Here is a 26,935-nt window from a genome sequence, read left to right as displayed (position 1 = left end):
CCGCGAGGTCGGCGACAGCCTCGTCTTCATGGACGGCGGCGTCGTCGTCGAATCCGGCCACCCCCGCGACGTCCTCACCAACCCCCAGCACGAACGCACCCAGTCCTTCCTCTCCAAGGTCCTGTAACCACACAGGCCACAGCGAAAAAAAGGGGGCGGTACGGGCCACACGGCCCGTACCGCCCCCTTTTCGCATGCCGGAAGTGGACGGCGTTCACCCTGGGCGGTGAACGTGAAGGACGCGTGGAAAGTTCAGCGGAAGATGAACGATGAGTGAGGAGATTTGAGGAGGGTGCCACCGGGTTCGCACGGAATGGGCACACGAGGGTGAGATGGCTGACGGTAATTGGATTCCGGCACTCGCACATTTGGGCAAGTTGCCGAGTACCTGGCCATATTTGGGATATTCCGATGGGCGTGTAACGCGAGGGCGGTCGCGTGACGCAGACTTGCATGCCAGCAAAGTGTGACGCGCCAGATTGGATTCCCGTGAGCAATACCGACCCGATGGCCGGACCCCACGCCTACGACCAGTACTCGCAGAACTCCCAGTACCCCCACAACGCCCCGTCTCCCCAGAACTCGCCCTACCCGCCGCAGTCGCCTCCGCCGCCGCGTCCGCGTCGTGAGAGGCGCGAGGGTGGCGCGCGGCGTACGGGTCTGATTGTCCACACGATCGCCGACGTGGCCGCCGCTTTTCTGGGGCTCTGGATTCTGCTCTATCTCCTCGAGGCCAACCAGGGGAACGTCTTCGTCGAGTTCGTGCACGGCGTGGCCGACTGGCTGGCCTGGTGGTCACAGGATGTTTTCACCATGGACACCGAAGGTCTTCGCGTCCTCCTCAATTACGGCCTTCCCGCGGTGATTTATCTGCTGGTCGGGCACGGCATCTCCGCACGCCTCAACCGCATGTGACGGTAAATCAGTTCCTGTCCGCTTCCTCGTGAATACGGACAGGCGATGAGTACGACAGACCTTCAGAAGGACCATCCCTGTGACACCCCACTCAGACGGAAACGATCACCTGCCCGTCTACGACAGCCTCGTACGCGAACGCGGTGACGTCGTGGCGGAAACCCGGTCGGTGGCCGAACGGGCGCTGTATGACGCGGCCCATGCGCTCAGCGGGCACGGTGTGGTCCGGCCCGCGCCCGATCAGGCCGCCCAGCTCCGCGCCCCCGCGGACCGATCCACCACGCGCGGATAGGGGACGGGGACGGGGGCGGAGGCGTGGCGCCGTCGGCTCAGCTCACGAACTCCCTGTCCCCGTAGTGCACCTGCGCTGTGCCCCAGTCGACGCCGAGCTTTGCTGTGAACTCCCGGGCCAGCGGCAGGTCGGCGAGCGGAGCGATGAGGACGAGTCTGCCGTCGGCGGTGACCGAGCCGCCGCCGAGCTTGTCGCGGGCCACCGGGTCCGCGACCAGTTCGTCGTGCAGTCGGTTCGCGCTGACACCGGGGGCCTCGATTTCGAGGGCGTCGGTCTCCGGCGACGTCCGCGGCAGACAGCGGAACGTGAGCACGGACTCCTGGTGGTACGTCTTCGCGATGACGCCGGCGATGTGGTTGAGCCCCTCACGGCCGACCAGGCCGATGTCGAACTCGCGTGAGCGCTCGTACGTGGCCTGCTTGAGGTCGCCGGACCAGAAGACGCCCCGCAAGAGCTTCGAGGAGCCGGGCAGGGCCCCGTTGGTGTGGATGATCTGGCGCACTTCGCGGTCGAAGCGCGTCAGCCGGGTCTGGAGCCGGGGGTCGTCCGGGTTTGTGATGACGGCGGTGTTGTTCGTGGCGAAGAGCTCCGCCGTCGGGCAGGTCGATCGGGGCGCGGGTGCGGCCTGGGTGCTTTCGGCACCGGTGACGCCGAGTGCCAGGGCGGCGACGGCTGCTGCCAAGAGGCGCGGCTTTCGCCGCGCGAAGGTGATCTTCACGGGGTGATCAACGAGGTGGACACGGCATCGTTGCGGCAACCGCTCCTCTCGGGAGCGGTTGCCGAGCGAGGGCCGCGCTGTGCGGAAGGGGGGCGGAGATCGCTCGTGGCATGATCCGTCTCCGGCAGAGAAACCGAGGCGGGGCGAGGTGCGGTCGTGGAAAGTGTGTTGTACGTCCGGTTCCAGGGGACCGTGCGGCATCCGCGGGGACACTTCCCCACTCTGACACGGCCGGGCTCGGCCTCGCTTGGCGTGGCGCGCGCGGATCCGTTGGTGGTTGTGTGATGGGGGAGGGGTGTGGGTCGATGGGTTCCGACGGTGTTCCGGCAGGGTCAGGTGCGGTGCCTGTGCCTCCGTTCGATCCTGAACTGGGCGTCGTACTGGCGGAGTTGGGGAGCGAGGCGTGGGAGTCGCTCACGCCGGACAATCTGGTGGCGCGACAGGTCCGGGATGCCGGCGGCCGGCCCCGGCCGACCGTGGAGGATCTGCGCGCCGGTGGGGCCTTCGACGTCGCGGAGTGGTGTGTGCCGGGACCGGCGGGTGCCCCGGACGTCACGCTGGTGAGCGCCCGGCCGTCAGGCCTCGTAGGGTCGCTGCCCCTCCTGTACTACCTGCACGGGGGCGCGATGGTCATGGGCAACGCATGGTCGGTGCTGCCACGGATTCTCCGGGAGTGGGCGCTCCCGCTGGGGATCGCCGTCGTCTCCGTCGAGTACCGGCTGGCGCCCGGGACGCCGTATCCAGGGCCGCTGGAGGACTGTTACGCGGGGCTTGTGTGGGTCGCCGGGCATGCGGCCGAGCTGGGCGTCGATCCGGATCGCGTCGTCATCGGGGGCAAGAGCGCGGGTGGCGGGCTCGCCGCGGCCCTCGCCCTGCTCGTCCGTGACCGCGGCGGCCCCCCGGCCCTTGGCCAGTTGCTGCTGTGTCCGATGCTCGACGACCGGGGCACGACGTTCTCCGGTCGGCAGATGTCGGGCGTCGACATGTGGGATCTCACGTCCAACGCGACCGCGTGGCACGCGCTGCTGGGCGAGCGCCGCGGAGCCGGGGACCTGTCGCCCTACGCGGCCCCCGCCCGCGCCACCGACCTGTCGGGACTGCCCCCGGCGTACATCGACGTCGGCTCGGCGGAGATGTTCCGGGACGAGGACGTGGCCTACGCGAACGCCATCTGGCAGTGCGGTGGCCAGGCCGAGCTGCACGTGTGGCCCGGCGGCTGCCACGGTTTCGACAGCCTGGCGCCGCGGTCCGCCCTCAGCCGGGACGCACGCGCCGCCCGCACCCGCTGGCTCCGGCGCCTCCTCGCGCCGTCCAACTCCTGAGAGGCGTGCGGGTCACCTCGTGGGTGCCTGCTCCGGCAGCGCCCGTAGCCGCCGGAGCAGGTATCCCGCCGAGGCGGTGATCAGGACGCCCATGCACGCGATGAACACCAGACCGGCGCCTTCCAGGCCGATCGGGCCGGTCAGGACGCCGACGCCGATGACCGGCACGGAGATGCCCGCGTACGCCACCACGAACAGGGTCGAGATCACGGACGCGCGGTGGTCCGGCGGAGACGCCTCGGCCACCACGGACAGCGCCCCACGGAAGGACAGTCCCTGCCCGGCACCGCCCACCAGCGCGCTCAGCACCACGAGCCACACCACATCCCACCGCAGCGCGCCCGCGAGCAACGCGAGCCCGCCGAAGAGCGCGGCGCAGCCGAGCGGCAGTGACCGGTCCGTCCCGACCCGGCCGACCGCCAGTTGCCCCGCCGTCGACGCGAAGAAGGCGAGCGCGACGATCAAACCGCCCACGGCGTGGTTCCGTACGTCCAGGGACTGCGCGAGGAACGCGGGACTGACCGATGTGAACACTCCGAACAGGGCGAACCCCACGAACGACGCGGTCGCCGCGGGCCCGAACACCGGACGGACCTGCGCGGGCAGCCCGGGCCGCTGCGGCCGTACGGTGCTCAGCGGTTGCCGCTCCCGCACCGTCTCCGGCAGCCACAGCAGGACGGCGGCCGACGCGGCCACCAGCGTGAAGTGCACGGCGAACGGCAGGTACAGCGGCCAGGGGGCGTACTGGGCGAGCACTCCGGCGAGCAGTGGACCGCAGCCGAGGCCGCCCATGTTGGCGGCGGTCGCCACGAACGTGGCCTGGGCGCGGCCGCCGGGCGGTGCCAGCTCGATGACGTACGCGGTCGCCGCCCCGGTGAACAGGCCGGCGGAGAGTCCCGACAGCAGCCGTCCCGCGTACAGCCAGCCGAGGCCTGTGGCGCTCAGGAAGCAGAGGGCACTGGCCGCGGCGCAGCCCAGGCCGCACAGCAGGACCGGCCGCCTGCCGATGGAGTCCGAGACGTTGCCGGTCAGCAGCAGCACACCGATGACCGCGAAGGCGTACACCGCGTACACGACGGTCACCGTCAGCTCGGAGAAGCCGAACTTGTCCTGGTAGAGACCGTAGAGCGGGGTCGGAAGCGTGGTGCCGGTCATGCAGACGGCGAACACCGCACCGCCGAGCGAACACCGGCGCCATGCTCGGCGGTCACGGTTCATGCCGTCGACGGTAGTCGCGTCGGCCCCCGCGCACCCGCTCGGCGAGCTCGGCGCTGCGCCGGCCGGGGCGAGCCCGAAGGTGGTCCCTGGAGACGGTCCCCGGAGGTGGTCCCCGGTCAGGCCGTCGCCGGGCCCGTGGAACGCGGATCCGGCCGGCGCGCCCACGCCGGTGTCCAGGTCTTGACGTCACCGTGGTCGACGGGCCCGGAGCCGAAGTGGTCGCGCAGCATCGCGAGCGTCGGATGCGGGTTGTCGCGGTGCCACAGGAGCGAGTGCGGATAGACCGGCGTCGGATCCTGTACGACGACGCGCCGCAGGCCGTGGTCCGCGGGCCAGGCGAGGCGCGTCTGTTCTCCGACGAAGGTCGCCAGCGACCGGGAGTCGGCAATGGTGTCGAGCAGGGGCTCGGTGCCGAAGTCGGGGCCGGTGATCTCGATCGTGAGTCCGAACGCGGCGGCGAGGGCGTCGTAGTAGGCGGCCCACTCGGTTCCGGGAACGATGCCGGGCATCCAGATCCGGTGCCCGACGAGATCGGCGGGCGTGACCGAACGGGCCGCGGCGAGCTCGTGGGCCGCGCCCGTGAGGAGCTGGATGGGCTCGCCGAGGACCCGCACGCTCTCGATGTCGTCGGGGAGCTGCCGGCCGGGCATGGTGACGGCGCGGATGGACGCGTCGATCGTTCCGGTCCGGATGGCGTCGACCGCGGCGTCGGCGTCGAAGAGGGTCACGACGTCGAGCTCGGCCTCGGGGTGGGCGCGATGGAAGTCGCGTACGAGATCGGCGGGCGCGAGCCGTCGGCCGATCACGTCGACGCGCAGCGCCCGGCGGCCGGGACGCACGGAGGCGAGTGCACGCTCCTCGGCCCGCAGCAGGTCTCGGGCGTGCGGCAGGAAAGCCTGCCCGTCGATGGTGAGTTTCGCCCCTCGCGCGGTACGGGTGAACAGCCGCACGCCCAGGATCCTCTCCAGCGTGGCGATGCGTTTGGAGACCGCCTGCTGGGTGACCGACAATTCATCGGCGGCGTCCTGGAACCGTCCCGCGTCCGCGGCGGACACGAACGTGCGCACAGCATCGAGATCCACGCCGGGGATGGTATCGGCACAACTGATCGTTGTGCTTCCCTGGCTCGTCGTTGTTTGATCTCGCCATCCGCTCCTCGCTTTGATGCCGGTGGTCAGTGCGTGGTGGTCCGGTTCGGTGAGAGGTGCGTGGGGGATGGCGGGCAGGCGGACGCTGGGGCGTCGGTTCGGGTTGCTGTGGGCGGCGTTCGCCGTCAGCTCGTACGGTACGTGGCTCGGATTCGGCGCGTTTCCCCTGATCGCGATCACTGTGCTGCACGCCGGGCCGACGCAGGTGGCCGCGCTCGCCGCCACAGGGCGGGCCGTGGGGGCGGTGGCGGCGGTGCCGCTCGGGCCCTGGGTGGAGTTCCGCCGCAAGCGGCCGGTCATGGTCGCGATGGACCTGATCCGGTTCGCGGCGATGGCCAGCGTCCCCGCCGCGTTCGCCCTCGGCTGGCTCAGCTTCGCCCAACTCCTCGTTGTCTCCGTCGTCGGCGCCGCCGCGAACATCGCCTTCGGCGCGGCCAGCGGCGCCTACCTGAAGGGGCTCCTTCCGCCGGAGGACCTGCTCGTCGCGAACAGCCGCTTCGAATCCACGATGTGGACGGCGACGGTGACCGGACCGCCCCTCGGCGGAGCCGCGATCGCGATGTTCGGCCCGGTGACGACCGTGCTCGCCGACGCCTTCAGCTACCTGCTCTCGGCGCTCGGAATCCGCGCCATGGGCGGGACGGAACCACACCCCGCGCGGAAACCCGCCGCGCGGCTGCGGGCCCGCGACCTGCTCGAAGGGTGGCGCTACATCCTCACCCACTCCTCGCTGCGCCCCCTGTTCTTCAACGGCATCGTGGTCAACGGCCTCATCATGGCGACCGAGCCGCTGCTCGCCGTGCTCCTGCTCGGCCGCCTCGGGCTCGCTCCCTGGCAGTACGGTCTCGTGTTCGCGGTTCCATGCGTCGGAGGCCTGGTCGGCGCACGGCTGGCGCGCCCGCTCGTGGCCCGGTTCGGGCAGCGCAACATGATCCTCACCAGCGGGGTGCTGCGTGCATGCTGGTCCGTGCCGCTGGCGTTCGTCGGGCCCGGCGTCCCCGGGATGGTGCTCATCATGGCCGTCCAGCTCGGCCTGGTGACCAGCTGCGCCCTGTTCAACCCGGTGCTGTCCACCTACCGGCTCGAACACACCGATCCCGACCGGGTCGCCCGCACCCTGACCGCCTGGTCGGTCAGCAGCAGCGCCGCCATCGCCACGCTGACCGCCGCGTGGGGACTGCTCGCCTCCGTCATCGGTCTCCGCCCCGCGATCGCGGCCGCCGGAATCCTCCTCCTGGCCACCCCGCTGCTGCTCCCGCGCCGTGAGCGCGCTCCCCGCGGCGCGAGCGCGGAGGCCACGAGCGTCATGTGACGGCTCTGCGAGCACACGACGCCCACACGCCTTAGGTAGACTGACCTACCTAATTAGTGAGAGGGGACGTCATGGGCGAGACCGACGGCGCGGCGACGCAGCCCCGTAAGAGGCGGGGGAGCGCGCGTGAGCGACTGCTCGCCGCCGCGGCGCGCCGCTTCTACGCGGACGGTGTCTCGGCGACAGGGATCGACACGATCACCGCCGAGGCGGGCGTGGCGAAGATGAGCCTGTACAACAACTTCTCCTCCAAGGCCGACCTGGTGATGGCCTACCTCGACGCCCGGCACGAGGAGTGGCTCGGCCTGTACCGGGCGCGCCTCGCGGCGGTCGGGGACGGCCGCGGCGGAGTGCTGGCCGTCTTCGACGCGTACGCCGACCACGCGGCGTTCGCCTACGAGCGCGGGTTCCGGGGATGCGGACTGCTCAACGCCGCCGCCGAACTCCCCGCCGGGCACGAGGGCCGGGACGTGGTGCGCCGCCACAAGGAGGACGTCGAAGCGCTGATCGCCGGGCACCTGGAGGAGCTGCTGCCGGGACAGCCGGAGAAGGCGGGCGCCATGGCGGAGCGGCTGGCGTTCCTGCTGGAAGGGGCCATGGCACGGGCCGGCCTGGAAAGCGCGGGTACGCGAGTGGACCACGCCCGGACTATGGCGGCGAACCTGCTGGACCAACTGTGAGGCGGGGCGGCGGACGTGCGGGATCGGCGGTGCGGCGGGGAAGTGGACGTGCTGGATCGGCTGTGACGCGGGGATCTGGACACGCTGGATCAGTGGTGAGCCGGGGCGGCGGCGGACGTACGGGATCCGCTGCGGGGCGGGCCGTCGGACGTACGGCCGGTTCGGCGGGCGTGGGGTCGCTCTGCGTGCTGGTGGCATCGGTGCTGTGGGGCACCACCGGGACCGCCGCGACCTTCGCGCCGGCGGTGGGCCCCCTCGCGATCGGGGCCGCCGCCATGGGTCTGGGCGGACTGCTCCAAGCGGTCATGGCCGCACCGCGGATCGCCCGGGAAGCGTCCGGGCTGCGCGCCCGGCGCGGTGTCGTCGCACTCGGCGCGCTGGCGGTGGGCGCCTACCCGCTGGCGTTCTACACCTCGATGCACCTGGCAGGGGTCGCCGCCGGAACAGTCGTGTCGATCGGCTCGGCCCCGCTCGCCTCGGCGTTGGTCGAGCGTGCCGTGGACGGAAGCCGCCTGACGCGCCGCTGGATGACCGGCGCCGCCATGGGCCTGTGCGGAACGGTGCTGCTGTGCGTCGCCGAAGCGGCCCGGAGCCACTCGGGCTCCGATGCCCGACCCATGGCGTCGACCGTGCTCGGAATCGGCCTCGGCCTCGTGGCCGGCTTCACCTACGCCCTCTACTCCTGGGCGGCCCACCGCCTGATCAACAGCGGCGTCACCTCGGGCGCGGCCATGGGTACGGTCTTCGGCCTCGGCGGACTGCTGCTCCTGCCCGTGCTCCTGGCCACCGGCGCCCCGCTTGTCGACTCCTGGACCAACGCGGGCGTGGGCGCGTACATGGCGCTGGTACCGATGTTCCTCGGCTACGTCCTGTTCGGCTGGGGCCTCGCGCACATCCCGGCGAGCACCGCGACCACGCTCTCCCTGCTCGAACCAGCGGTCGCCGCCGTACTGGCCGTACTGGTCGTCGGAGAACGGCTGCCCTCGCTGGGGTGGGCCGGGATCGCGCTGGTCGTCGGCTGCCTCGCCGTACTCACCGCCCCCTCCCCTCCCGTCGCGAAGGGCCGTGTTCCGCACCGAGATGGGGGCGGCGCCGGCGAGGGGACGAAGAACGTGATCTCCGAGTCCCTGGAGCTCCGGTGACAGGCGCGTACGCGTGCGGCTCAACTCCCGCCGTGTGACCCCTTGTCGGAACCCTTCGGCTGCTGTGGGGCGCGGCCACCGCCGTGGTCCGGTGTGTCTTCCGTGAAGAGGTCCAGCTCCCGCCATACGGCGTCCACCCGGTGTGCTGCCGTACGGCTGGTCTTCGGGTCGGTCGCGGCCAGTTCCGCGAAGAGCGCGTACGCCACGCTCGTGGCGGCCGTCATCGACTGCAGGTTGGACACACCTTCGGTCGGCACCACCAGGATGTGGTCGGCGCCCCGCGCCGCCGGGGAATGCCGGGTGTCGGTGATCACGCACGTGGTGGCACCCGCCTCGCGTGCGACACGGAGCGCGGCCACGGTCTGGCGGTAGTGCTGCCAGAAACTCCAGGCCACGAGGCAGTCCCCGGCGCGCAGACCGGCGAGTGCGTTGGCGAGGTGAGGACCGCCCCGGTCCTCGTGGGTGACCGGGTAGCCGCGGCTGGCGGCCAGCCCGGCGAAGGCGACGGCCGCGACCGCGTGCGTGCCCGAGGCGACGACGACCGTGCGGTGGGCGTCCCGGATGGCGCCGACGATCGTGTGCGCGGCCGGGAAGTCGAACGAGCGCTGCAGGGCCTGCAGATTCGCCACGTCGCGCGTGAGCGACGCGGCGATGAGGTCGCCGTCGGGCACACCGGGCTGCCGGGCGTCGTAGCGGTGCGCGAGGTAGACGCGGCGCAGGTCCTCCTGGAGCTGGGGCCAGCCGGGGTAGCCGAGGTTCTGGGCGAACCTGACCACCGTGGCCCCGTTGACCTCGGCGCGGTCGGCCACCTCGGCGGCCGTCGCGTACGAGCAGTAGGTGGGCTGCGTGGTCAGGATCTGGCGGACCCGGGTGGCCTTCGGCCCCAGGTGCACGCCGGCGACCAGCCGGTCGAGCCACTCCGTGATGGTTGCGCCTTCGTCGGTCATGGGGCCCATTCTGCCCATGCATGTAGCCCACATCTGAGGCCCACGTACATACCCGGGAGAGGCTGTGCATGAAGTCATGCATTCACTATTGCTTGCAGTGTCTCGTGCAGTTTATGGTCCTCGCATCCCGGCAGGACCGGGACGTTCCCCCGCGCAAGGAGGCGCGATGTCCCCATCGATACCGGCGGGTGGCCCTGCACTGCTGGCCCGCCTGGAACGTCTCCCGGTGGCCCGCCCGCACATCCGACTGATGTTCATGGGCGGCCTCGGCATCGCGTTCGACGGCATGGACGGCTCGCTCGTCTCCTACCTGCTGCCCGTGGTCACACCGCTGTGGCACCTCGCGCCGTGGCAGACCGGTCTGCTCGGCAGCTCACTGCTCATCGGCATCATGATTGGAGCCCTGAGCGCGGGCCTGGCCGGCGACGCCATCGGACGCCGACGGGTGATGATGTACGCGCTCGCGCTCTACTGCGCCGCCACCGCGGTGGCCGCGTTCGCGCCGAACTGGGAGTTCTTCTTCGGGGCACGCCTGGTCGCCGGCATCGGGGTCGGGGCGGAGGCGGCGATCATCCCCGCGTTCATGTCCGAGTTCGTACCCAGCAGGATCCGGGGTCTCTTCGTCGGTTCCGTCGCGGGCTTCTTCTCGCTGGGCTACCTCTCGGCGGCGCTCCTCGGCCGCTTCTTCGTCCCCGCTTTCGCGGACGGCTGGCGGGTCGCCCAACTGGTCACCGCCGCACCGGTGTTGATGCTCCTGTGGTGGCGCCGGAGCCTGCCGGAGTCCCCGCGCTGGCTGGTGCAGCAGAACAGGCTGGACGAGGCCGAAGCCGTCGTCGCCCGCCTGGAGACGGACGTCGAGCGCACGACGGGCAGACCCCTGCCACCCGTACCGGAGCCCTCCGCGAAAACACAAGTGAAGGCACAGGTACAGGCACAGGTACAGGCACAGACACCGATGCCCGCGCAGGACTCCGAACCCACCGGCGCCCTCCAGCGGATCGCGGCCCTGTGGACCGGCGGCATGGCGCGCCGCACCGCCGTGCTGTGGCTGTTGTGGATCACGCTCACGTTCGCCTACTACGGCTTCTTCGTCTGGATCCCTTCCCTGCTCGTCCAGCAGGGCATGACGATCTCGAAGAGCTTCACGTACACGCTGCTGATCACCGCCGCGCAGATACCCGGCTACTACTCGGCCGCGTTCCTGGCCGAGCGCATGGACCGTAACCGGACCATCGTGACCTACCTCCTCGGCGGCGCGGCCTCCGCCTTCCTGCTCTCGCGCGGCGACGGCGACCACCTCGTACTGCTCTACGGAATGCTGCTGTCGTTCTTCATGAACGGCACCTACGCGGCCCTGTACGCCTACAGTCTCGAGGTGTACCCGACGGCGATCCGCGCGACCGGCACCGGCGCGGCCTCCGCGTTCGGGCGCATCGGCGGGATCGCCGCCCCCATCACCATCGGCGTCCTGTACACCGCGCTCGGCTTCGGCGGCGTGTTCGCGATGGTGACCGGCGCGCTCGTGCTCGGGGCCCTCGCCATCCTCGTCCTCGGCGTGAGCACCAGCGGCCGGACGCTGGAGGAACTGGCCGAACCGGCCGCCGCGCACACCCCGATCGCCCCACACACCGACGCTGCTGAAGACAGCCGTATCAAGGAGCACAACCAGTGACCGCGACCATCCTGCGCAACGCGACGGTGCTCGACCCGCGAGCAGGTGAACTGCTGCCGGACCGTTGCGTGGTGGTCGAGGACGGCGTGATCGCCGAGGTCGGCGACGCCGAGGCGCGGGCCGGCGACACCGAGGCGCGGGCTCGTGACGCCGTCACGATCGACCTGCGCGGTCGTGTCCTGATGCCCGGCCTGATCGACTCGCACGTGCACACCACCCAGGCGAGCGCCGACTTCGCCGAACTGCGCTCATGGTCGCCGTACTACACGGCTGCCCGGGTGTCCCGGCTGCTGCGCGAGATGCTGATGCGCGGATTCACCACCGTCCGGGACATGGGCGGCGCCGACCACGGCCTCGCCCGCGCGGTGGAGGAGAGGCTGTTCGACGGTCCGCGGGTGCTGTTCGGCGGCCCGATCATCGCGCCGACCGGCGGGCACGGCCTCACCCGGATCTGCGACGGCGAGACCGAACTGCGCCGCGCGATCCGCGAACAGATGGCGGTCGGCGCACACCACGTCAAGCTGACCCTCAGCGGCGGCATCATCTCCACGATGAGCGTCGACGCACTCGGGTACTCCGAGGACGAGATCCGCGCGGCGGTCGACGAGGCGAACCTGGCCAAGCGCTACGTCGCCGGCCACGCCTACACCGCCGAGGCGGTCAACCGGGCCCTGCGCTGCGGGGTCCGCACGATCGAGCACGGCAACCTCATCGACGAGTCGAGCATCGAGCTCTTCCAGCGGCACGACGCCTTCTACGTACCCACGTTGGCCACCTACGCCGCGCTCGCCGGCGGCGAGTCGGGCTCCCTCTCGGAGCAGAGCCGGCGCAAGCTGCTCGACGTGACCGACGCCGGACTGCACGCGCTCGAACTGGCCGACCGCGCCGGGCTCAGGATCGGATACGGCACCGACCTCCACGGCGCCTTCCACGACCGGCAGTTGACGGAGTTCAGCCTGCGCGCCCAGGTGCAGAAACCGGCCGACGTCATCCGGTCGGCCACCGTCACCGGCGCCGAGATCGCCGGCCTGGTGGGGCGCGCCGGCGAGATCGTGCCGGGCGCCTTCGCCGACCTGCTGGTGGTCGACGGCGATCCGCTGCAGGACATCGGCGTGCTGACCGATCCCGATCGCCGGCTGCTGCTCATCATGCGCGGCGGGGCCGTCGTCAAGAACGTGCTGGAAAGTTGATGTCGTGACACCTGGGGCTCCAGTACGCTCCGTGCGACATTCACGACCCGCTGCCGCGGGCGCGTACGTGTACGGGGGTGGGCCGGATGAGCCGGGACCTGGGCTTGGAGGAACTCCTCGACGAGAGAGGGTTCTTCCCCAGGCTGCTGGGCCGCAACGCACGGGGCCGCGACGAGAAGCTGCTGTACGGGCCCGACCTGCCGGTCGTCCTGCTCACCGGCGGGCCGGGCATGGGCAAGCAACGCCTTGTCGAGGTCCTGCGCGACCGCTTCGGCCCCAAGGTCCCCGTCGCGTACGTGGACTGCGCCGACGCGCGCTACGCCGAGGAGGCGGCGCGGCGGCCGTCCTGCCGCTCGGTCGTCACAGAGGCCCTGTACGACATCGCCCAGCGGATGGGGGAGTGGGAGGGGCCGGGCGGGGCCCTGTCCTCCCCGCGGTTCTTCGCCGGGATGGCCGCCGTCACCGCCGGTCAGCAGCTGCGGCGGCGCGACATGGAGCAGGAGCTGGCCCGCTACCGAGTGGTGCTGCGGCCCAGCAAGGGCCTCGGCCGGTTCACCCGCAACGTGGTGGCCGGCTACCTGTCCGCGCTCGCCGGCGTGGTCGCCCCCGTCGCCGCGCCCCTCGTCGGCGCCGCGCTGACGGAATTCCTCGAGCAGTTGGCCAGCGCGGGCGCCGAGCCGGTGCGCGCCACGTACGGCGACTATCCCGGCGCGGCCGGCAGCCCGGGCACGGGCCTGCGGCTGCTCACCCACGACTTCCAGCACGGCGGCGACGAGCGGCGCTTCGCGGAAGGCTTCCTCTTCCGCGCCCTGCGGGAGGACCTGGATGCCGCCTACAGCGGCCTCGGCGCCGCACTCACCCGGGTCGGCCGCCCCGCCGTCCTGCTCCAGCACGCCAACTGGCCCGTCGGCCGCGTACTCCTGGCCGCGGCGCTCGCCGACCGGGCCGACGGGCACCGCGACCGCACCGTGCTCGTCGCGACCGAGCGGATGGCACGGCCGCTGTTCCTCGCCGACGAACCCCGCACCGAGGAACTCGCCCACTACCGGCCCGACCAGGAGGAGCCGCCCGGCTGGCAACGCCTGCCCGCACGCGGCCGCCTGGGACAGGGCGTACTCCTGCTGCGCATGCCCCTGCTCACCACCGAGCACCTTCACCAGCAGCTCCAGCGGCACACCGGCGGGGCACCACAGGCGGCGCGGCTGCGCCGGGCGCAGAGCGCGGTGCACCGGCTCTCCGGCCACCGCCCCCGGACCGTGCAGCGACTCGTCGAGGCGGCCGGGGAACTGCCCGAACTGGACAACGACCGTGAACTCCTCGACCAGCCCGCCGTACTGGACGGGGAGCCTCTCCCGGTCCGCGATGTGCTGCTGACCGAGCTGGTGCTGCGGCAACTGCCCGAGCACCTGCCCGTGGAGCACACCGGCCGCTGGCTGGACCTGCTGACCCAGCTGTCCGTCGCGCACACCGGCGACTGCGCCCGCGCCCTGCTGCGCAGCCCGGAGTTGGCGGGGACGGCCGGCACGATCACGGCGGACGAGGTGCAGCGGTATCTGCTGGAGAGCGGCTGGCCCGCGTGCGAGCGGCACTTCATCGGCGACTTCGGCCTGCGGCAGATGCTGATGAGCAGGCTGCACGGACCTCCGCAGGAAGGCGCCGAGTGGCGCCGTAACCACAGCCTCCTGCACGCGCACTACCGCACCCGCGCCGAGTCCCCGGACCGGGCGTTCGGCACCACGGCCGCGCACGGCCTCAACCACGACCTGGTCGCCAACGGCCCCGAGCGCGCCGTGCGCCACCTCGCCGGCGCGTTCCCCGCGGACGGCGTGGGCACCGAGGAGTGGTGCGACCAGCTCCTCGCCCTCGCCCAGGCCCCCGCGCCGGGCGGCCGCGACGACCGGCACGCCCGGATGACGGTGGCCCGCATCGAGGGCGCCAAGCTGGAGCGGCAACTGGACGAGCTGCTGCACGCCGTGTGGCTGTGCGAGGAACGCACCCGGCCGCCGGACACCGCCGCGGCCGAGCGGACGGTGCACCTGCTGCACGAGCTGGCCCGCGAGTACGCCGGCGCGGCACCCGTCCTCACGACGCGGGCCGAACTGTGGGGCCGCCGGGCCCGCAACCGGCAGCCGCTGCAGTCCTGTTCCTGCACGGCCCACATCGGAGAGGGGAGCTGAGCGCCATGTTCCGGACCACCGTCGACCAGCTGTACGGGTTCTTGTGGGGCACGCTCCTGCGCAGGATCCTCACGTGCGCCCTGGCCGCCGTCCTCGGCGTGGGCACGTACTGGCTCGTCTCGCGGCTCACCGAGGAGGCGGCCGCCTGCGCCGACGGCGTCACCAGGTCCGGCGACGAATGCATCGGCGTCAACGGATCCGGCTACGACTTCGGCATACCGGAGATCACCCCGGTCACCGCCCGCATCGCGGACGAGAACAAGCGCGTCAGCGACCGGCCGCACGTCACCGTGGCGATGATGCTCCCGCTGCAGCCGGCGTCGAAGGCCGAACGACGCCAGCTCCGCAGCGACCTCCAGGGCGCGTTCCTCGCCCAGTACCAGGCCAATCGCGAGCCGGGAAAACCGGTCGTGAAGCTCGTCCTCGCGAACCCCGGCAAGGACTACGCCAAGCAGCGCGAGGTGGTCCCGGACCTGGTGCGCATGTCCCGGTCGGGCAGTGACAACCTGCGCGCGGTGACCGGCTTCAACCTCTCCCTGGACGCCACCACGGCCGCGGTGCGCAGCCTCACCGCACAGCACGTGCCGGTCCTGGTGGCACGGGCGACGGCAAGCTCCCTCGCCAACCGGGAGAGCAAGGACGGCACGTACGACTTCAAGGGCCTGGCCCGCATAGTCCCCACCAACGAGGAACAGGCCAGGGCGCTGGCCTCCTCCAACGGCAGTCGCGAGGACCGCCGGACCGTCCTGGTCCGCGACACCCGCCCCGACCCCTACGTCCTCTCCCTCGCGCGCGCCTTCCAGCGCCTCCCGGAAAAGGGCCCGCCCGGCCCCGACGACATGACCTTCACCTCCACCGGGGTCGCCGACCCGGGCGACGTCGACAACCAGTTCAAGCCGACGGTCAACACGATCTGCAACTCCGGCGCGGACACCGTCTACTTCGCGGGCCGGTCCACCCACCTGCGGCTCTTCCTGAAGCGGCTCGCCAAGGAGGCCTGCGAGAACCGGAAGTTCACCGTGGTGTCCGGCTCGGACGCGGCCTCGCTGAACAACCGGATGACCGACGCGGACTGGGCCGAGCTGCGCGACAGCTCCGGAAAACCGCGGATGACCGTGCAGTACGCCGCACCCGCCCACCCCGACTCCTGGAGCACCGAGACAGCGCGCTGGCAGGAACAGCAGAGGAAACGAACCGGCACGAAGCCGCCCGCCTCGAAGGCACCCGGATACCTGCGCGACCCGCTGGCCGAGCTGGAGCGGCTGCGGGGCACCGTCTCCGCGCTGGCCGCGGCAGGCCGTGACATCGGCCCCGTGGACCTCGGTGACTCCCGCACCATGCTGGTGCACGACGGAGTGCGCACCGCGGTGGAGGCGATCCGCGGCGCCAAGCCCACCGGCCAGGACGTGCCCACCGCCGATCAGGTCGGCAACCGCTGGGCCACGATGCAGGCCCAGAACCGGGTGAACGGCACCAGCGGCCGGATCTGCCTGACCAAGGCGGGAAACCCGTACGACAAGCCGCTCGCGGTCGTCGAGCTGAAGCCCGGCACGAAGCCCGGCCCGGGCACGCTCGGCTTCGTCCGCCTCGCCTGGCCGACCGGCGCCCCGCAGCCGGAGGACTGCGTCGTACGCGGCGGCTGACAGACGCAGGACGGGGGTGCTCAGCTCGGCGGGGCGCTGTTCAACTGCCGCCGCATCAACGTCAGATCGAGCCAGCGCCCGAACTTCGTCCCCACCTCGCGCACCGTGCCCGCGTGCTCGAAACCGTGCCGCTCGTGGAGGCGGACGGACGCCGCGTTGCCCGCCTCGATCCCGGCGATCATGACGTGCAGGCCGGCCGCCGCGGCGGAGGTGACCAGCGTGCCGAGGAGGGCCGAGCCGATGCCGTGGCCGTGGTGGCCCTCGGCGACGTACACCGAGTTCTCGACGGTGTGCCGGAAGCCGGAGTAGTCCTTCCAGGGGCCGTAGACGCCGAAGCCGACGACCGCGCCGCCGCGCTCGGCCACGTACGCCGAACCGCGCCCCAGATGCGCGCCGAGCCAGGCCGCGCCCTCGTCACGGGTCTGCGGTGTGTCCGTCCACAGCGCCGTGCCGTGCTCGATGGCGTGGTTGCGGATGGCGAGGACGGCGTCCAGGTCACCCGGCTCTGCCGGGCGGACCGTCACCGCCCGCACGCCGTTCTCGTATAGTGGATTCATGTCCAATATCGTAGACCCCCTGGTGGAGCGCATCGGCGCGCGCATCCGTGTGGAGCGTGACCGCCGCCGGTGGACGCTCGCCGAGCTGGCGCAGGAGTCGGGGGTCTCGCGGGCGATGATCAACCGCATCGAGCGCGGCGAGAGCAACCCGACCGCCGTGGTCCTGGGCAAGCTGTCGGCCGCGTTCCAGCTCAGCGTCGCCACCCTGCTCGACCCGGACGCGGGCGGGGACCGGGTGAGGCGCGGTGACGCGGGGCCGCAGTGGCTCGACCCGGACACCGGCTACACGCGACGGCAGATCTCGGGGCCCGGCTTCCCGGCCGAGATGGCGGAGATCCGGCTGCCCGCCGGGGCCGAAGTCCCCTACCCTGCCGCCGCGTTCGCGTTCCACCGGCAGCTCATCTGGGTCATCGAAGGCCATCTCACCTTCCGCGAGGGCGAGTCGGTGCACGAGCTCGACGCCGGGGACACCGTCGAACTGGGCCCGCCCGCGCCCTGCGTCTTCATCAACTCCACGGACCACGCATGCCGTTACGCCGTGGTCCTGGTGCGCGGCGACGCCCCGTGAGGTCCCCCCGCGGCGGCGTCGGCCTGCTCGCCTGCACGGCCGGCGTCGCCCTCGCCAACAACTACGCCGTCCAGCCCGCCCTCGGCGACGTCGCCCGGGACACCGGCACCTCGACGGCCGCCATCGGCCTCGTCACGACCGCCGCACTCGTCGGATGCATCGCGGGCTTCGCCTTCCTGCTGCCGCTCGCCGACCGCGCGGCGCCCCGCCGCCTCGTCACCGGTCAGCTCGCGATGCTCGCCTGCGGCCTGCTCCTCGCGGCGGCCGCGCACGGACCGGGGACGCTCCTCGCCGCGTACGTGATCATCGGGGCGGGCGCGAGTGTCAGCGCGCAGGCCTCGGCGATCGCCGGGCGTGCGGCGGCGGGGGAGCGGCGCGGGTCGGCCGTCGCGCTCGTCGCCGCCGGGATGTCCGCCGGGATCCTGCTGAGCCGGCTCGTCGGCGGAGCGCTCACGCACGCCCTCGGCTGGCGCGGCATGCTGCTCACCTTCGCGGGGCTCGTCCTCGTGTGCGCCGCCGGTGCCTGGCTGCGCCTGCCGCGCGACCGGCCGGCTCCCACGGCCGGCTATCTCGCCACCCTCACCGCACTGCCCGGGCTGCTGCGCCGGTACCGCACCCTGCGCCGAGCCGTGCTGACCGGCAGCCTGTGGTACTTCGCCTTCAGCCTCGTCTGGGTCGCCCTCACCGTCCGCCTCGCCCAGCCCCCGTACGGGCTCGACGCCGCGGCCATCGGCCTCTACAGCCTGGCGGGCGCCCTGGGCTTCGCGGCGCTTCCCGTTGCGGGACGTCTCAGCGACCGGTTCGGGCCACGCGCGGTGATCCGCGCCAGCATGGGTGCGGCCGCCGTGGGCGCCGCCCTGCTCTGTACCGGCCTGGACCGCCCGGCCGTCACTGCCCTGGGCCTGGCTCTCCTGGACGCGGGCTGCTTCACCGCGCAGGCAGCCAACCAGGCGCGCATCCTCGCCGTCGACCCACGCCGCGGCGGCAGCCTCAGCGGCGTCTACCTGCTCCTGTACTTCCTCGCCGGCGTCGCGGGCTCCGCCCTGGCCGCGCCCCTGCTCGCGGTGGGCGGCTGGCCCGCCGCGGCCGGCGCGGTACTCGGGGCACTGCTGCTCGCGGGGCTCCTGGCCGCCCGGCGCGAACGCCCGGTCAGAAGCCCGGCGGGGTCTCGGACCAGATACACACCGCGGGCACCTCGCCGGGGTTCCGGTACCGGTGCGGGGTGGTGGACTCGAAGCTGACGCAGTCCCCGGGGCGCAGGTGGAAGTGCACGCCGTCGACCCAGTAGTCCAGTTCACCGCTCACCAGGAGACCGACTTCCTCCCCGGCGTGGGTGTGCGGGTTGTCGCCCGAGGACGCGCCGGGGGCCACCTCCAGCATCATCATTTCGAGCCGGCCGCCGTGCTTGGGGTTGAGGAGGGTGTACGTGACGCCTTCCACCCCCGCCCGCGTGAGCTCGACGCGCTGGTCGGGGCGCGTGAGGACGCGCTGCTCACGGTCGGCCGCCTGGAACAGCCTGCTGAGGGTCGTACCGAGCGCCTCGACGATCGTGCGCAACGTGTTGATCGTCGGGCTGTTGACGTCCCGCTCGACGTTGCTGAGATAGCTGCGGGACAGTCCCGTGCGTTCGGCGAGCGTCTCCAAAGTGAAGCCGCGGTCCAGCCGTTCCCGGCGCAGGTGCTGCCCGATCCCGTCGTTGCGCGGGTTCGACGGCGAAGCCGGAGGGTGATCGTCGGTAGGCACAGGCTCGCATCCATCGTCCAGTAAACAGAACAGAGCATCCAGCATAGTGTTTGCCGGTCGCGTCGCACATAATCTACGCTCCGTCCTGCATATAAGACGCTCCCGCAGTGCGGGCCGTCGATCTGGAGGACTGATGGCACACACCGGCACACCACCCCACGAGCGTCCGACGGGCGAGCTGCCCGAGCTGCGCCTCGACCTGCCCGCGGTGGAACACAACGTCCGCACCATGGCGGCCTGGTGCCGGGAGCGGGGCGTCGAGCTGTGCCCGCACATCAAGACGACGATGACGCGGCCCATCGTGGAGCGGCAGCTGGCCGCAGGGGCGTGGGGCGTCACCGTGGCCACCGCGCGACAGGCCGGCATCGCGCTCGGCTGGGGAGCACGGCGCATCGTCATCGCCAACGAGGTCGTCCACCACCACGACCTCACCCGTATCCGCCGCAGGCTCGACGAGACACCCGCACCGGAGCTGTACGCCCTCATCGACTCGGCGGCGGGCCTGGACCTCGCCCGGCAGGTCATGGCCGGCGCGAGCAACCCCCTGCACGTGCTCATCGACATCGGCACGCCGGGCGGACGCACCGGAGTACGGCAGCCGGCTGAAGCGCGGGAACTCGCCGAGGCGGCCCACGCGGCGCCCGGAATCCTCCTCGCCGGCGTCGCGGGCTACGAGGGCGTCAGGCCCAACGACCGGGCTGCCGCCACGTTGGCGGACGTCGACGCGCACTGCCGCGCCACGGTCGGACTCTTCCGCACCCTGACGCCCCTGTTCCAGACCGCGCAGCCCCTCTTCAGCATGGGCGGCTCCGCCTTCCCCGACCGAGTGGTGCACGCCCTCGGGGAACTCACCGCACAGCCGGACCGCCCGCCGGTGCTGCCGGTCCTGCGCTCGGGCTGCTACGTCACCCACGACCACGGCACCTACGCCCATGTCTCGCCCGTGCCGGGGCTGCGCGCGGCCCTCACGGTCCGGGCCGTCGTACTCTCCACGCCGGAACCGGGCCGCGTCGTGGTCGGCGCCGGGAAGCGCGAACTGCCCTACGACGCCGGACTGCCGGTCCTCGTCAGCGCCCGCGACCCACACGGAGTGCCGAGGCCGGCCGCACGGGCGACCGCTTCCCACATCTACGACCACCACCTGGTCCTCACCGACGCGAGTGGCCTTCACGTGGGCGACGAGGTCGACTTGGGGATCTCACACCCCTGCTCCGCGTTCGACCGCTGGCCGGACATCACCGTCATCGACGAAGCGGGCCGCGCCGACGACGTCTGGCACCCCCGGTTCCGGTGAGGCCGCGCCCAGGGGGACCGGGCGTGGCGCTCGCCCCGTGTCCGCTGAACGAGTGCGTACGTCTGCCCGCCCCAGTTCCTGGGCAGGGGACCTGTCGTTGAGCCGAGCACGACAGCCGCTCGTTCAGGGGCGGTGGCATCCCCTGGGAAGGGAACACATCATGGCTGACAACGATCTGGGGCGCCTGCTGGGATCACTGCTGGGCAGGGGCACCTCGTCCGGGTCCGCGAACATGCTCAGCGCGCTGCTCGACGGCGCGGGAAGCGACGCGGGCAACCCGCTGGAAGGGCTGCTCAACCAGCTCCATGACGGCGGTCTCGGGCCGAAGGTCGACTCCTGGGTCGGCACCGGTGAGAACGAGAACGTCAGCGGTGCGGAGATCGCCCGGGCGCTGCCCACCGGCCTCCTCGCCTCGGCCGCGCGCACGTGCGACCTCAGCGAGATCGATGCCGCGGACCAGATCGCCGAGACGCTGCCCGAAGCCGTCGACAAGCTCACGCCCGAGGGGAAGATCCCCCAGGGATCCCTCGAGGAACTGATCGCGAAGCAGCTCTAGGGCGTGTTTCGAAAGTCCCGCCTGCCCCGCGGCGCCTGGCACGCACGCTCGCGGCGTTGCCGAAACGTCCGAGTGGCTCCGCCACTAGGACGCTCCGGCGCCTTGCGATCGCACGCACCAGACGCCGCGGGGCCCGCCCTCCGGGCGGACGACGCTACTTTCGAAACACGCCCTAGCGACACCCGTGTGCGGTCAATCGGTGGGCAGGTGAGCGGAGTTCACGTGCTCGGTGCTGAGTATGCGTATGTGGGTGTGCTCGCAGTTCGGACATCGGCTCTCGTTGAGCGGCGAGTGCACTCTGCGCCCGTCCAGGAAGTAGTCGGCGCGCAGGTGGTCGTGGTCCTCCGTCGTGAGCCGTATGTCGTACTCCGCCTCCCAGCTGTAACCGCAGCTGAGGCAGACGAATGAATATGCTCGATGGACCATTTCGATGCCCATGACCACCACATCCTCGGCACGGCCGCAACGGGCCGACAGACCCTTCCAGCGTACGCGCCTGTCCGGCCCGGCCGGCGATCGACGTGAGCTCCTGACCAGGCTCGGCCGGGCTCGACCACGAGATTCGCACGAGATTCAAAAAAGTCGGCCGGCGATGTCGAGAATCCCTGACCGGCTCCGTCCCCGTAGTGAACGTGACCAGAATGGGTCGCACAGCACCGAGGAGAAACACCATGGCGAAGTACCTGCTTCTCAAGCACTACCGTGGCGCCCCGGCCCCGGTGAACGACATCTGCATGGACCAGTGGACGCCGCAGGAGATCTCGGACCACGTGCAGTTCATGAACGACTTCGCGGCCCGGCTGGAGAAGACCGGCGAGTTCGTCGAGGGCCTGGCGCTCGCCCCCGAGGGGACGTGGGTCCGCTACGACGGCGAGGGGCGCCCGCCGGTCACCGACGGGCCGTTCGCCGAGACGAAGGACCTCATCGCCGGCTGGATGGTGATCGACGTCGACACCTACGAGCGAGCCCTCGAACTGGCCGGTGAGCTGTCCGCCGCGCCCGGAGCCGGCGGGAAGCCGATCCACGAGTGGCTCGAGCTGCGCCCCCTCCTGACCGCGCATCCCACCGTCACGGAGTGACGTTCCCGATGAACGAGGCCCTGCTCCGGAGCCTCACGCCGAGCGTGCTCGCGATCCTCGTCCGCCGCGGAGCCGATTTCGCGGCGGCCGAGGACGCGGTGCAGGACGCGCTCGTCGAGGCGGTCCGCGTCTGGCCGGCCGACCAGCCACGGGACCCCAAGGGCTGGCTCGTCACGGTGGCCTGGCGCCGGTTCCTCGACGCGACCCGGGCGGACACCGCCCGCCGCCGGCGTGAGGACCTGGCCGACGAGGAGCCGGCGCCGGGGCCCGCGCCGGCGGTGGACGACACGCTCCAGCTCTACTTCCTGTGCTCCCACCCGTCGCTGACGCCGTCGTCGGCGGTCGCGCTCACGCTGCGCGCTGTCGGCGGGCTCACCACCCGCCAGATCGCCGAGGCCTACCTCGTGCCCGAGGCGACCATGGCGCAGCGCATCAGCCGCGCCAAGCGCACGGTCTCCACAGTGCGGTTCGACCAACCCGGCGACGTCGCCACCGTGCTGCGCGTCCTCTACCTGGTCTTCAACGAGGGCTACTCCGGCGACGTCGACCTCGCGGCCGAGGCCATCCGCCTCACCCGGCAGCTCGCCGCCGGGATCGACCACCCCGAGGTGGCGGGCCTGCTCGCCCTCATGCTGCTCCACCACGCCCGCCGAGCCGCACGGACCGCGCCGGACGGCAGCCTGGTGCCGCTCGCCGAGCAGGACCGCGGCCGCTGGGACACGGGTGCGATCGCCGAGGGAGTCGAAATCCTGCAGAGGGCTCTCGCCCGCGACCGCCTCGGCGAGTTCCAGGCCCAGGCCGCGATCGCGGCACTCCACGCCGACGCGCCCACCGCCGAGGAGACCGACTGGGTGCAGATCGTCGAGTGGTACGACGAGCTCGCCGGCCTGACGGACAGCCCGGTCGTCCGGCTGAACCGCGCGGTGGCCGTCGGCGAGGCCGACGGACCGCGGGCCGGGCTCGCGGCGCTCGCCGAGCTGACGGACTCACTGCCGCGCCACACCGCGGTGGCGGCGTACCTCCACGAGCGTGACGGCGACCTGGAGACGGCGGCACACCTGTACGCCGAGGCGGCCGGAAAGGCACCCAACCTCGCCGAGCGGGACCACCTGACGCGCCAGGCCGCCCGCCTCAACGCCCGCCTACGTGGCTGACGGTCGCCCCCGGACCGCCCAAGCACCACCGGGCCAACCAAGTGCGCACGGCACCGGACGCGAACATCGTCTACGTGGACAACGACCCCCTCGTCCTGCGCCACGCCGAGGCCCTGCTCACCAGCACACCGGAGGGCACGACCGCCTACGTCGACGCCGACCTGCGCGACGTCGAGCGGATCCTGGAGGCGGCCGCCAAGACCCTGGATCTCACCCGGCCCGTGGCCCTCATGCTGCTCGGCGTCGTCATCTTCCTCCGTGACGACGAGGAGCCCTACGGCGTCGTCCGCCAGGTTCTTCGACGGTCTGGAGCTGCTGGACCCAGGGGTGGTCTCGTGCTCACGCTGGCGTCCAGAGGGTGTCACCGCCGGCGAGCCCGAAGAAGTGGCGATGTTCGGCGGGGTCGGCCGGAAGGCGTAGGCCGCAGCAGGCTGTACGACGGGGCCGTGACGGACTCGGAGTCATCCGTGACGGCCCCGCGCCGTGTGTGTGCCCCGCTATCCGTTCGCCGGCTTCGCGTAGTCCTTGGCCATGCCACCCGCGAAGTCGAAGACCACGACCGGGTCGTCTCCCACGACCCAGGCGTCATGTCCGGGCGAGACGACGAAGACGTCGCCCGGTCCGACCTCGTCCTCGGTGCCGTCGTCCATCAGCAGGTGCATGCGCCCCTCGACGACGTACCCGTTGTGATGGACCTGGCAGCTCGCGGTGCCCGCGATCGGAGCCACGGACTCGGACCAGCGCCACCCGGGCTCGAACGTGCCGACGGCGAAGTCGAGCCCCGTGAGGTGGACCGCTTCGAGGTGCCCGCGGGGGAAATCGCGCCGCTCATCCGGTTTGGCGGCCGCCTTTACCTCGATCATGACGGCTTCCTCCCTTGCTTCCTGGTCTGGCCATGCCCATGCGCGAGGGGGCCTCCGACCCCTCCACTCCATCGTGTGCCCGTCCCTCCGGCGCTGCCATCGGACCAGTCCTGTCCGATAGTCAGCCATCGGCGCCGGCATGGCCCTAGAGTCCTCGCTCGTGACTGAACTCTCCTCGTACCACCGTGAGACGGCCGACGCCTACGACGCCGTCGCCGTTCTCTACGCCGACCTCTTCCGCCATGCGCTCGACGGGTCTCCGCTGGACCGCGCGATGCTCGCCGCGTTCGCCGACACTGTGCGGGCCGCCGGCCCCGGGCCCGTGGCCGAGCTCGGATGCGGCCCGGGAAATGTGACGGCGCACCTGCGGGATCTGGGCCTTGACGTCTTCGGCGTCGACCTGTCGCCGGTGATGATCGACCTCGCCCGCGAGGCCCACCCGGACCTGCGGTTCGACGTGGGGTCCATGGAGGCCCTGGACGTGGCCGACGGCGGGCTGCGCGGCATCGTGTCGTGGTATTCGGTCATCCACACCCCGCCGCGGGACCTGCCCTCGTACTTCGCCGAGTTCCGTCGCGTGCTCGCGGCCGACGGGACTCTTCTGCTCGGCTTCTTCGAGTCGGAAGGCGAGCCGGTCACGGCCTTCGACCACAAGGTGACGACGGCCTACCGATGGCCGATCGACGATCTCGCGGGCCTTGCCGGTGAGGCCGGTTTCACCGAGGTCGGCCGGATGCTGCGTGAGCCGGGCGAGGGGGAGCGGTTCCGCCAGGGGCGCCTGCTGATGCGCGCGGGCGGGGGTGCCCGGTGAACGGTGACCACCGCACGGGGCCGCCCCTACTCGGAAGCGAACGGGACACGTTGCGCGCCTTCCTCGACTATCACCGCGCGACGCTCGCCATGAAGTGCGAAGGGCTCTCCGACGAGGAGTTGCGGCAGCGGTCCATGCCGCCGTCCACGCTGTCGCTCCTCGGCCTGGTGCGGCACATGGCGGAGGTCGAGCGCACCTGGTTCCGGCGCGTCTTCGAGGACAACGACGCGCCGATGGTGTGGTCCGACGAGATCGACTTCCAGGCGGCGTACGACGCGAGCCGGTCGACCAGGGCGGAGGCTTTCGCCGCCTGGGAGGCCGAGGTGGAGAACTCGCGCCGTATCGAGCGGGAGGCCGACACCCTGGAGAAGACCGGACATCAGCCGCGGTGGGGTGAGGACGTCTCGCTGCGGATGGTGATGGTGCACGTACTGCTCGAGTACGGCCGCCACAACGGGCACGCGGACTTCCTGCGGGAAGGTGTCGACGGGGTGGTCGGGGCCTGAGTGCCCGCCCCGGCCGGTCGGGGCGGGCTGTGGGCGGGCGGGTCAGCGGGTGGTGGTGACCCGGTGTTCCCTCAGAGCCGCGCAGTTGGAACCGGTCACCTGCACGTACACGTTGCCGATGTTGCCGCCCCAGTCGACGCAGTGCGCTTTGCCGTAGACGTAGGTGGGACCCGCGTACGACGTGTAGGTCCCGTAGTCCTCGTCGCCCCGGTCGGTGTCCGGGACGTAGATCCAGGCGGACATGGCCATCGCGGTGCCGGGGTTGCTGCGGATGGTCGTCACACAGTTCATGCCGTTGGCGGCGTTGTACGTCAGGTAGACGGTGCCCCGAGAGCCGACGGGCGCCGAGTTGACGGTCTTGTAGCTACTGCCGCAGACCTTCTGCGGGGTGGTGTTGGGTGTGGCGGAGGCGGGTGCCGCCAGGGCGGTCGTGCCCCCGATCGTCAGGGCTGCCAGCGCGGCGGCGGTCAGGGCGGGTCGGCGGAATCGCATGTTTCCCCCTTGTGACGGTTGGAGTTTGTTACTCCTGCTTGGTGTGACACGCGACATATCCGGATGGTTGTATCCCTGTGTCGGCCTTTCCGTACCGGCCTTCTGTACTGGCTCTGCCGTACCGGACCCGGCACGCGCGAGCGCCGGCGACCCGATGGGCCGCCGGCGCCCGTCGCTGCCAGGACTACGCCTGCTGTTCGCTGATGTTGACCATCCATGTGATGCCGAACTTGTCCGTGCACATGCCGAACACGTCGCCCCACATCTGCTTCTCCAGGGGCACGGCCACGGTTCCGCTGCCGGACAACTTGTCCCAGTAGCCCCGCAGTTCGGTCATGTCGTCTCCGCTGAGGCTCACGGAGATGTTGTTCCCGGCCTTGTACTCCATGCCGGGCGGAGTGTCGGCGGCCATCAGTGTGAAGCCGCCGGGGGTCTCGAGCATGCTGTGCATGACCTTGTCGGCGAACCCGGGGGGAGTGTCGGAGCCGAAGGCGCCGAAGGTGTTGAGGGCGAGGTCGCCGCCGAAGACCTCCTTGTAGAACTCCATGGCTTGTTTCGCGTCGCCGGAGAAGCTGATGTAGGGGTTGAGACGGGAAGCCACATTCAGTCCTTTCGTGACGAATGGATCGATGCGGGCAGCCTATGTGCGGCAGAGGTGAATTCCGGTGACCCGCACCCAGCGTGGCGGCCGTCGCTGACCTGCGATTTTCGATTCGGCGTACGAGTTTTCCGGCTACCTCTTGACATGGGTCAAATCGCGAGGAAACTAGTCATTACACCAGAAACACCGCAGGATCGCACCGTCGACGGAGACGTCCACCGGCAAGAGATCCTCGTAGGCTCTGGCCAGGCCCTCGAAGCCCCTCGCTACCGGAGCCTCAGCGACGACTGAGGTAGATGGCAACGGTGAGGACTCCGAGGACTGTTTTTTGTGCG

The 26,935-nt window shown here is 71.3% G+C and carries 29 protein-coding genes and 2 pseudogenes; 21 read left to right on the top strand and 10 right to left on the bottom strand.

Annotated elements, in window-relative coordinates:
- From EOT10_RS31310 to EOT10_RS31300, 3 genes and pseudogenes are all read left to right on the top strand, one after another.
- Window positions 1-127, top strand: a pseudogene (locus EOT10_RS31310) (ectoine/hydroxyectoine ABC transporter ATP-binding protein EhuA); the annotation flags it as partial.
- Window positions 128-489: 362 nt separating this feature from the next.
- A complete protein-coding gene (locus EOT10_RS31305; RefSeq protein WP_127831742.1) occupies window positions 490-915 on the top strand; it encodes a hypothetical protein in 426 nt (141 codons plus the stop codon).
- A gap of 79 nt (window positions 916-994) precedes the next feature.
- Window positions 995-1,207: a hypothetical protein gene (locus EOT10_RS31300; protein ID WP_127831741.1), complete on the top strand. Its 213-nt coding sequence runs from the start codon at window positions 995-997 to the stop codon at window positions 1,205-1,207.
- Between the two features lie 37 nt (window positions 1,208-1,244).
- Here the strand turns inward: EOT10_RS31300 and EOT10_RS31295 are convergent, their stop codons facing one another.
- A complete protein-coding gene (locus EOT10_RS31295) occupies window positions 1,245-1,925 on the bottom strand; it encodes a hypothetical protein (protein ID WP_223281318.1) in 681 nt (226 codons plus the stop codon).
- 347 nt (window positions 1,926-2,272) lie between these two features.
- Here EOT10_RS31295 and EOT10_RS31290 point away from each other — a divergent pair, with 347 nt between their 5' ends.
- Entirely contained in the window at window positions 2,273-3,247 is a 975-nt protein-coding gene (locus EOT10_RS31290; RefSeq protein WP_223281317.1) for an alpha/beta hydrolase, read from the top strand.
- A gap of 12 nt (window positions 3,248-3,259) precedes the next feature.
- Here EOT10_RS31290 and EOT10_RS31285 read toward each other — a convergent pair whose 3' ends face one another.
- Together EOT10_RS31285 and EOT10_RS31280 are read right to left on the bottom strand one after the other, a co-directional pair.
- Entirely contained in the window at window positions 3,260-4,465 is a 1,206-nt protein-coding gene (locus EOT10_RS31285) for an MFS transporter (protein ID WP_127831739.1), read from the bottom strand.
- A 116-nt stretch (window positions 4,466-4,581) separates the two neighbouring features.
- Entirely contained in the window at window positions 4,582-5,547 is a 966-nt protein-coding gene (locus EOT10_RS31280; RefSeq protein WP_127831738.1) for a LysR family transcriptional regulator, read from the bottom strand.
- A 133-nt stretch (window positions 5,548-5,680) separates the two neighbouring features.
- Here EOT10_RS31280 and EOT10_RS31275 point away from each other — a divergent pair, with 133 nt between their 5' ends.
- The 3 genes from EOT10_RS31275 to EOT10_RS31265 all read left to right on the top strand — a co-directional run bounded on the left by EOT10_RS31275 (window position 5,681) and on the right by EOT10_RS31265 (window position 8,747).
- Window positions 5,681-6,925 carry an MFS transporter gene (locus EOT10_RS31275; RefSeq protein WP_127831737.1) on the top strand — a complete coding sequence of 415 codons (1,245 nt, stop codon included), beginning with the start codon at window positions 5,681-5,683 and terminating at the stop codon, window positions 6,923-6,925.
- A 71-nt stretch (window positions 6,926-6,996) separates the two neighbouring features.
- The gene (locus EOT10_RS31270; RefSeq protein ID WP_127831736.1) at window positions 6,997-7,605 is read left to right on the top strand and encodes a TetR/AcrR family transcriptional regulator; all 609 of its coding nucleotides are present in this window, start codon (window positions 6,997-6,999) and stop codon (window positions 7,603-7,605) included.
- Between the two features lie 185 nt (window positions 7,606-7,790).
- On the top strand, window positions 7,791-8,747 hold the full coding sequence (locus EOT10_RS31265) for a DMT family transporter (protein WP_127831735.1): 957 nt from the start codon (window positions 7,791-7,793) through the stop codon (window positions 8,745-8,747).
- A 20-nt stretch (window positions 8,748-8,767) separates the two neighbouring features.
- Here the strand turns inward: EOT10_RS31265 and EOT10_RS31260 are convergent, their stop codons facing one another.
- Window positions 8,768-9,694, bottom strand: a complete 927-nt coding sequence (locus tag EOT10_RS31260; RefSeq protein ID WP_189492286.1) for a MurR/RpiR family transcriptional regulator — start codon at window positions 9,692-9,694, stop codon at window positions 8,768-8,770.
- Window positions 9,695-9,860: 166 nt separating this feature from the next.
- Between EOT10_RS31260 and EOT10_RS31255 the strand changes: the two genes are divergently transcribed.
- The 4 genes from EOT10_RS31255 (at window position 9,861) to EOT10_RS31240 (ending at window position 16,376) form a co-directional block, all read left to right on the top strand.
- Window positions 9,861-11,366: an MFS transporter gene (locus tag EOT10_RS31255; RefSeq protein WP_127831733.1), complete on the top strand. Its 1,506-nt coding sequence runs from the start codon at window positions 9,861-9,863 to the stop codon at window positions 11,364-11,366.
- A complete protein-coding gene (locus EOT10_RS31250) occupies window positions 11,363-12,556 on the top strand; it encodes a metal-dependent hydrolase family protein (RefSeq protein ID WP_127831732.1) in 1,194 nt (397 codons plus the stop codon). The genes EOT10_RS31255 and EOT10_RS31250 overlap by 4 nt, the downstream gene beginning before the upstream one ends.
- 86 nt (window positions 12,557-12,642) lie before the next feature.
- On the top strand, window positions 12,643-14,733 hold the full coding sequence (locus EOT10_RS31245; RefSeq protein WP_127831731.1) for a hypothetical protein: 2,091 nt from the start codon (window positions 12,643-12,645) through the stop codon (window positions 14,731-14,733).
- Window positions 14,734-14,738: 5 nt separating this feature from the next.
- A complete protein-coding gene (locus EOT10_RS31240; protein WP_127831730.1) occupies window positions 14,739-16,376 on the top strand; it encodes an ABC transporter substrate-binding protein in 1,638 nt (545 codons plus the stop codon).
- Window positions 16,377-16,396: 20 nt separating this feature from the next.
- Here EOT10_RS31240 and EOT10_RS31235 read toward each other — a convergent pair whose 3' ends face one another.
- Complete coding sequence (locus EOT10_RS31235) at window positions 16,397-16,933, bottom strand: GNAT family N-acetyltransferase (RefSeq protein ID WP_127831729.1); 537 nt, start codon at window positions 16,931-16,933, stop codon at window positions 16,397-16,399.
- Between EOT10_RS31235 and EOT10_RS31230 the strand changes: the two genes are divergently transcribed.
- Window positions 16,932-17,501 (top strand): helix-turn-helix domain-containing protein, encoded by a 570-nt coding sequence (locus EOT10_RS31230; protein ID WP_127831728.1) that lies wholly within the window; start codon window positions 16,932-16,934, stop codon window positions 17,499-17,501. The two genes, EOT10_RS31235 and EOT10_RS31230, sit on opposite strands and share 2 nt — an antisense overlap.
- Complete coding sequence (locus tag EOT10_RS31225) at window positions 17,498-18,742, top strand: MFS transporter (protein WP_127831727.1); 1,245 nt, start codon at window positions 17,498-17,500, stop codon at window positions 18,740-18,742. Before EOT10_RS31230 ends, EOT10_RS31225 begins: the two co-directional genes overlap by 4 nt.
- On the opposite strand, the gene EOT10_RS31220 is transcribed toward EOT10_RS31225, so the two are convergent.
- Complete coding sequence (locus tag EOT10_RS31220) at window positions 18,651-19,244, bottom strand: cupin domain-containing protein (RefSeq protein WP_189492284.1); 594 nt, start codon at window positions 19,242-19,244, stop codon at window positions 18,651-18,653. The genes EOT10_RS31225 and EOT10_RS31220 overlap by 92 nt on opposite strands.
- A 133-nt stretch (window positions 19,245-19,377) precedes the next feature.
- Between EOT10_RS31220 and EOT10_RS31215 the strand changes: the two genes are divergently transcribed.
- Together EOT10_RS31215 and EOT10_RS31210 are read left to right on the top strand one after the other, a co-directional pair.
- The gene (locus EOT10_RS31215; RefSeq protein ID WP_127831725.1) at window positions 19,378-20,538 is read left to right on the top strand and encodes an alanine racemase; all 1,161 of its coding nucleotides are present in this window, start codon (window positions 19,378-19,380) and stop codon (window positions 20,536-20,538) included.
- A 160-nt stretch (window positions 20,539-20,698) separates the two neighbouring features.
- The gene (locus tag EOT10_RS31210; RefSeq protein WP_127831724.1) at window positions 20,699-21,094 is read left to right on the top strand and encodes a YidB family protein; all 396 of its coding nucleotides are present in this window, start codon (window positions 20,699-20,701) and stop codon (window positions 21,092-21,094) included.
- A gap of 192 nt (window positions 21,095-21,286) precedes the next feature.
- Here EOT10_RS31210 and EOT10_RS31200 read toward each other — a convergent pair whose 3' ends face one another.
- Window positions 21,287-21,532 carry a hypothetical protein gene (locus EOT10_RS31200; protein ID WP_127831722.1) on the bottom strand — a complete coding sequence of 82 codons (246 nt, stop codon included), beginning with the start codon at window positions 21,530-21,532 and terminating at the stop codon, window positions 21,287-21,289.
- 233 nt (window positions 21,533-21,765) lie between these two features.
- On the opposite strand from EOT10_RS31200, the gene EOT10_RS31195 reads away from it, so the two are divergent.
- From EOT10_RS31195 to EOT10_RS43240, 4 genes and pseudogenes are all read left to right on the top strand, one after another.
- Window positions 21,766-22,173: a YciI family protein gene (locus EOT10_RS31195; protein ID WP_127831721.1), complete on the top strand. Its 408-nt coding sequence runs from the start codon at window positions 21,766-21,768 to the stop codon at window positions 22,171-22,173.
- 8 nt (window positions 22,174-22,181) lie between these two features.
- Complete coding sequence (locus EOT10_RS31190; RefSeq protein WP_127831755.1) at window positions 22,182-23,327, top strand: RNA polymerase sigma factor; 1,146 nt, start codon at window positions 22,182-22,184, stop codon at window positions 23,325-23,327.
- A 41-nt stretch (window positions 23,328-23,368) separates the two neighbouring features.
- Window positions 23,369-23,647 (top strand): annotated as a pseudogene (locus tag EOT10_RS42670) (SAM-dependent methyltransferase); the annotation flags it as partial.
- A complete protein-coding gene (locus EOT10_RS43240) occupies window positions 23,586-23,747 on the top strand; it encodes an SAM-dependent methyltransferase (protein ID WP_223281316.1) in 162 nt (53 codons plus the stop codon). The pseudogene EOT10_RS42670 and the gene EOT10_RS43240, both read left to right, overlap by 62 nt.
- Window positions 23,748-23,824: 77 nt before the next feature.
- Here EOT10_RS43240 and EOT10_RS31180 read toward each other — a convergent pair whose 3' ends face one another.
- Entirely contained in the window at window positions 23,825-24,190 is a 366-nt protein-coding gene (locus EOT10_RS31180) for a cupin domain-containing protein (RefSeq protein WP_127831720.1), read from the bottom strand.
- Window positions 24,191-24,350: 160 nt separating this feature from the next.
- Between EOT10_RS31180 and EOT10_RS31175 the strand changes: the two genes are divergently transcribed.
- On the top strand, window positions 24,351-25,001 hold the full coding sequence (locus tag EOT10_RS31175) for a class I SAM-dependent DNA methyltransferase (RefSeq protein ID WP_127831719.1): 651 nt from the start codon (window positions 24,351-24,353) through the stop codon (window positions 24,999-25,001).
- On the top strand, window positions 24,998-25,507 hold the full coding sequence (locus tag EOT10_RS31170) for a DinB family protein (RefSeq protein ID WP_127831718.1): 510 nt from the start codon (window positions 24,998-25,000) through the stop codon (window positions 25,505-25,507). The genes EOT10_RS31175 and EOT10_RS31170 overlap by 4 nt, the downstream gene beginning before the upstream one ends.
- Before the next feature lie 42 nt (window positions 25,508-25,549).
- Here EOT10_RS31170 and EOT10_RS31165 read toward each other — a convergent pair whose 3' ends face one another.
- Both EOT10_RS31165 and EOT10_RS31160 read right to left on the bottom strand, forming a co-directional pair.
- Complete coding sequence (locus EOT10_RS31165; protein WP_127831717.1) at window positions 25,550-25,999, bottom strand: spore-associated protein; 450 nt, start codon at window positions 25,997-25,999, stop codon at window positions 25,550-25,552.
- Between the two features lie 184 nt (window positions 26,000-26,183).
- A complete protein-coding gene (locus tag EOT10_RS31160; protein WP_127831716.1) occupies window positions 26,184-26,600 on the bottom strand; it encodes a VOC family protein in 417 nt (138 codons plus the stop codon).
- Window positions 26,601-26,935: the final 335 nt, after the last annotated feature.

This window comes from Streptomyces antnestii (genome assembly GCF_004005495.1).
GTDB lineage: Bacteria > Actinomycetota > Actinomycetes > Streptomycetales > Streptomycetaceae > Streptomyces > Streptomyces antnestii.
Note: the sequence above shows the minus strand (reverse complement) of the source record. Positions and strands in the feature narration are given on the sequence as shown.

Excerpts from the sequence above, each read along its gene's own strand:
- EOT10_RS31285 (WP_127831739.1), bottom strand. The coding sequence starts at position 4,465 with ATGAACCGTGACCGCCGAGCATGGCGCCGGTGTTCGCTCGGCGGTGCG.
- EOT10_RS31275 (WP_127831737.1), top strand. The coding sequence starts at position 5,681 with ATGGCGGGCAGGCGGACGCTGGGGCGTCGGTTCGGGTTGCTGTGGGCG.
- EOT10_RS31270 (WP_127831736.1), top strand. The coding sequence starts at position 6,997 with ATGGGCGAGACCGACGGCGCGGCGACGCAGCCCCGTAAGAGGCGGGGG.
- EOT10_RS31260 (WP_189492286.1), bottom strand. The coding sequence starts at position 9,694 with ATGACCGACGAAGGCGCAACCATCACGGAGTGGCTCGACCGGCTGGTC.
- EOT10_RS31255 (WP_127831733.1), top strand. The coding sequence starts at position 9,861 with ATGTCCCCATCGATACCGGCGGGTGGCCCTGCACTGCTGGCCCGCCTG.
- EOT10_RS31245 (WP_127831731.1), top strand. The coding sequence starts at position 12,643 with ATGAGCCGGGACCTGGGCTTGGAGGAACTCCTCGACGAGAGAGGGTTC.
- EOT10_RS31240 (WP_127831730.1), top strand. The coding sequence starts at position 14,739 with ATGTTCCGGACCACCGTCGACCAGCTGTACGGGTTCTTGTGGGGCACG.
- EOT10_RS31230 (WP_127831728.1), top strand. The coding sequence starts at position 16,932 with ATGTCCAATATCGTAGACCCCCTGGTGGAGCGCATCGGCGCGCGCATC.
- EOT10_RS31235 (WP_127831729.1), bottom strand. The coding sequence starts at position 16,933 with ATGAATCCACTATACGAGAACGGCGTGCGGGCGGTGACGGTCCGCCCG.
- EOT10_RS31215 (WP_127831725.1), top strand. The coding sequence starts at position 19,378 with ATGGCACACACCGGCACACCACCCCACGAGCGTCCGACGGGCGAGCTG.
- EOT10_RS31210 (WP_127831724.1), top strand. The coding sequence starts at position 20,699 with ATGGCTGACAACGATCTGGGGCGCCTGCTGGGATCACTGCTGGGCAGG.
- EOT10_RS31200 (WP_127831722.1), bottom strand. The coding sequence starts at position 21,532 with ATGGGCATCGAAATGGTCCATCGAGCATATTCATTCGTCTGCCTCAGC.
- EOT10_RS31195 (WP_127831721.1), top strand. The coding sequence starts at position 21,766 with ATGGCGAAGTACCTGCTTCTCAAGCACTACCGTGGCGCCCCGGCCCCG.
- EOT10_RS31190 (WP_127831755.1), top strand. The coding sequence starts at position 22,182 with ATGAACGAGGCCCTGCTCCGGAGCCTCACGCCGAGCGTGCTCGCGATC.
- EOT10_RS31180 (WP_127831720.1), bottom strand. The coding sequence starts at position 24,190 with ATGATCGAGGTAAAGGCGGCCGCCAAACCGGATGAGCGGCGCGATTTC.
- EOT10_RS31165 (WP_127831717.1), bottom strand. The coding sequence starts at position 25,999 with ATGCGATTCCGCCGACCCGCCCTGACCGCCGCCGCGCTGGCAGCCCTG.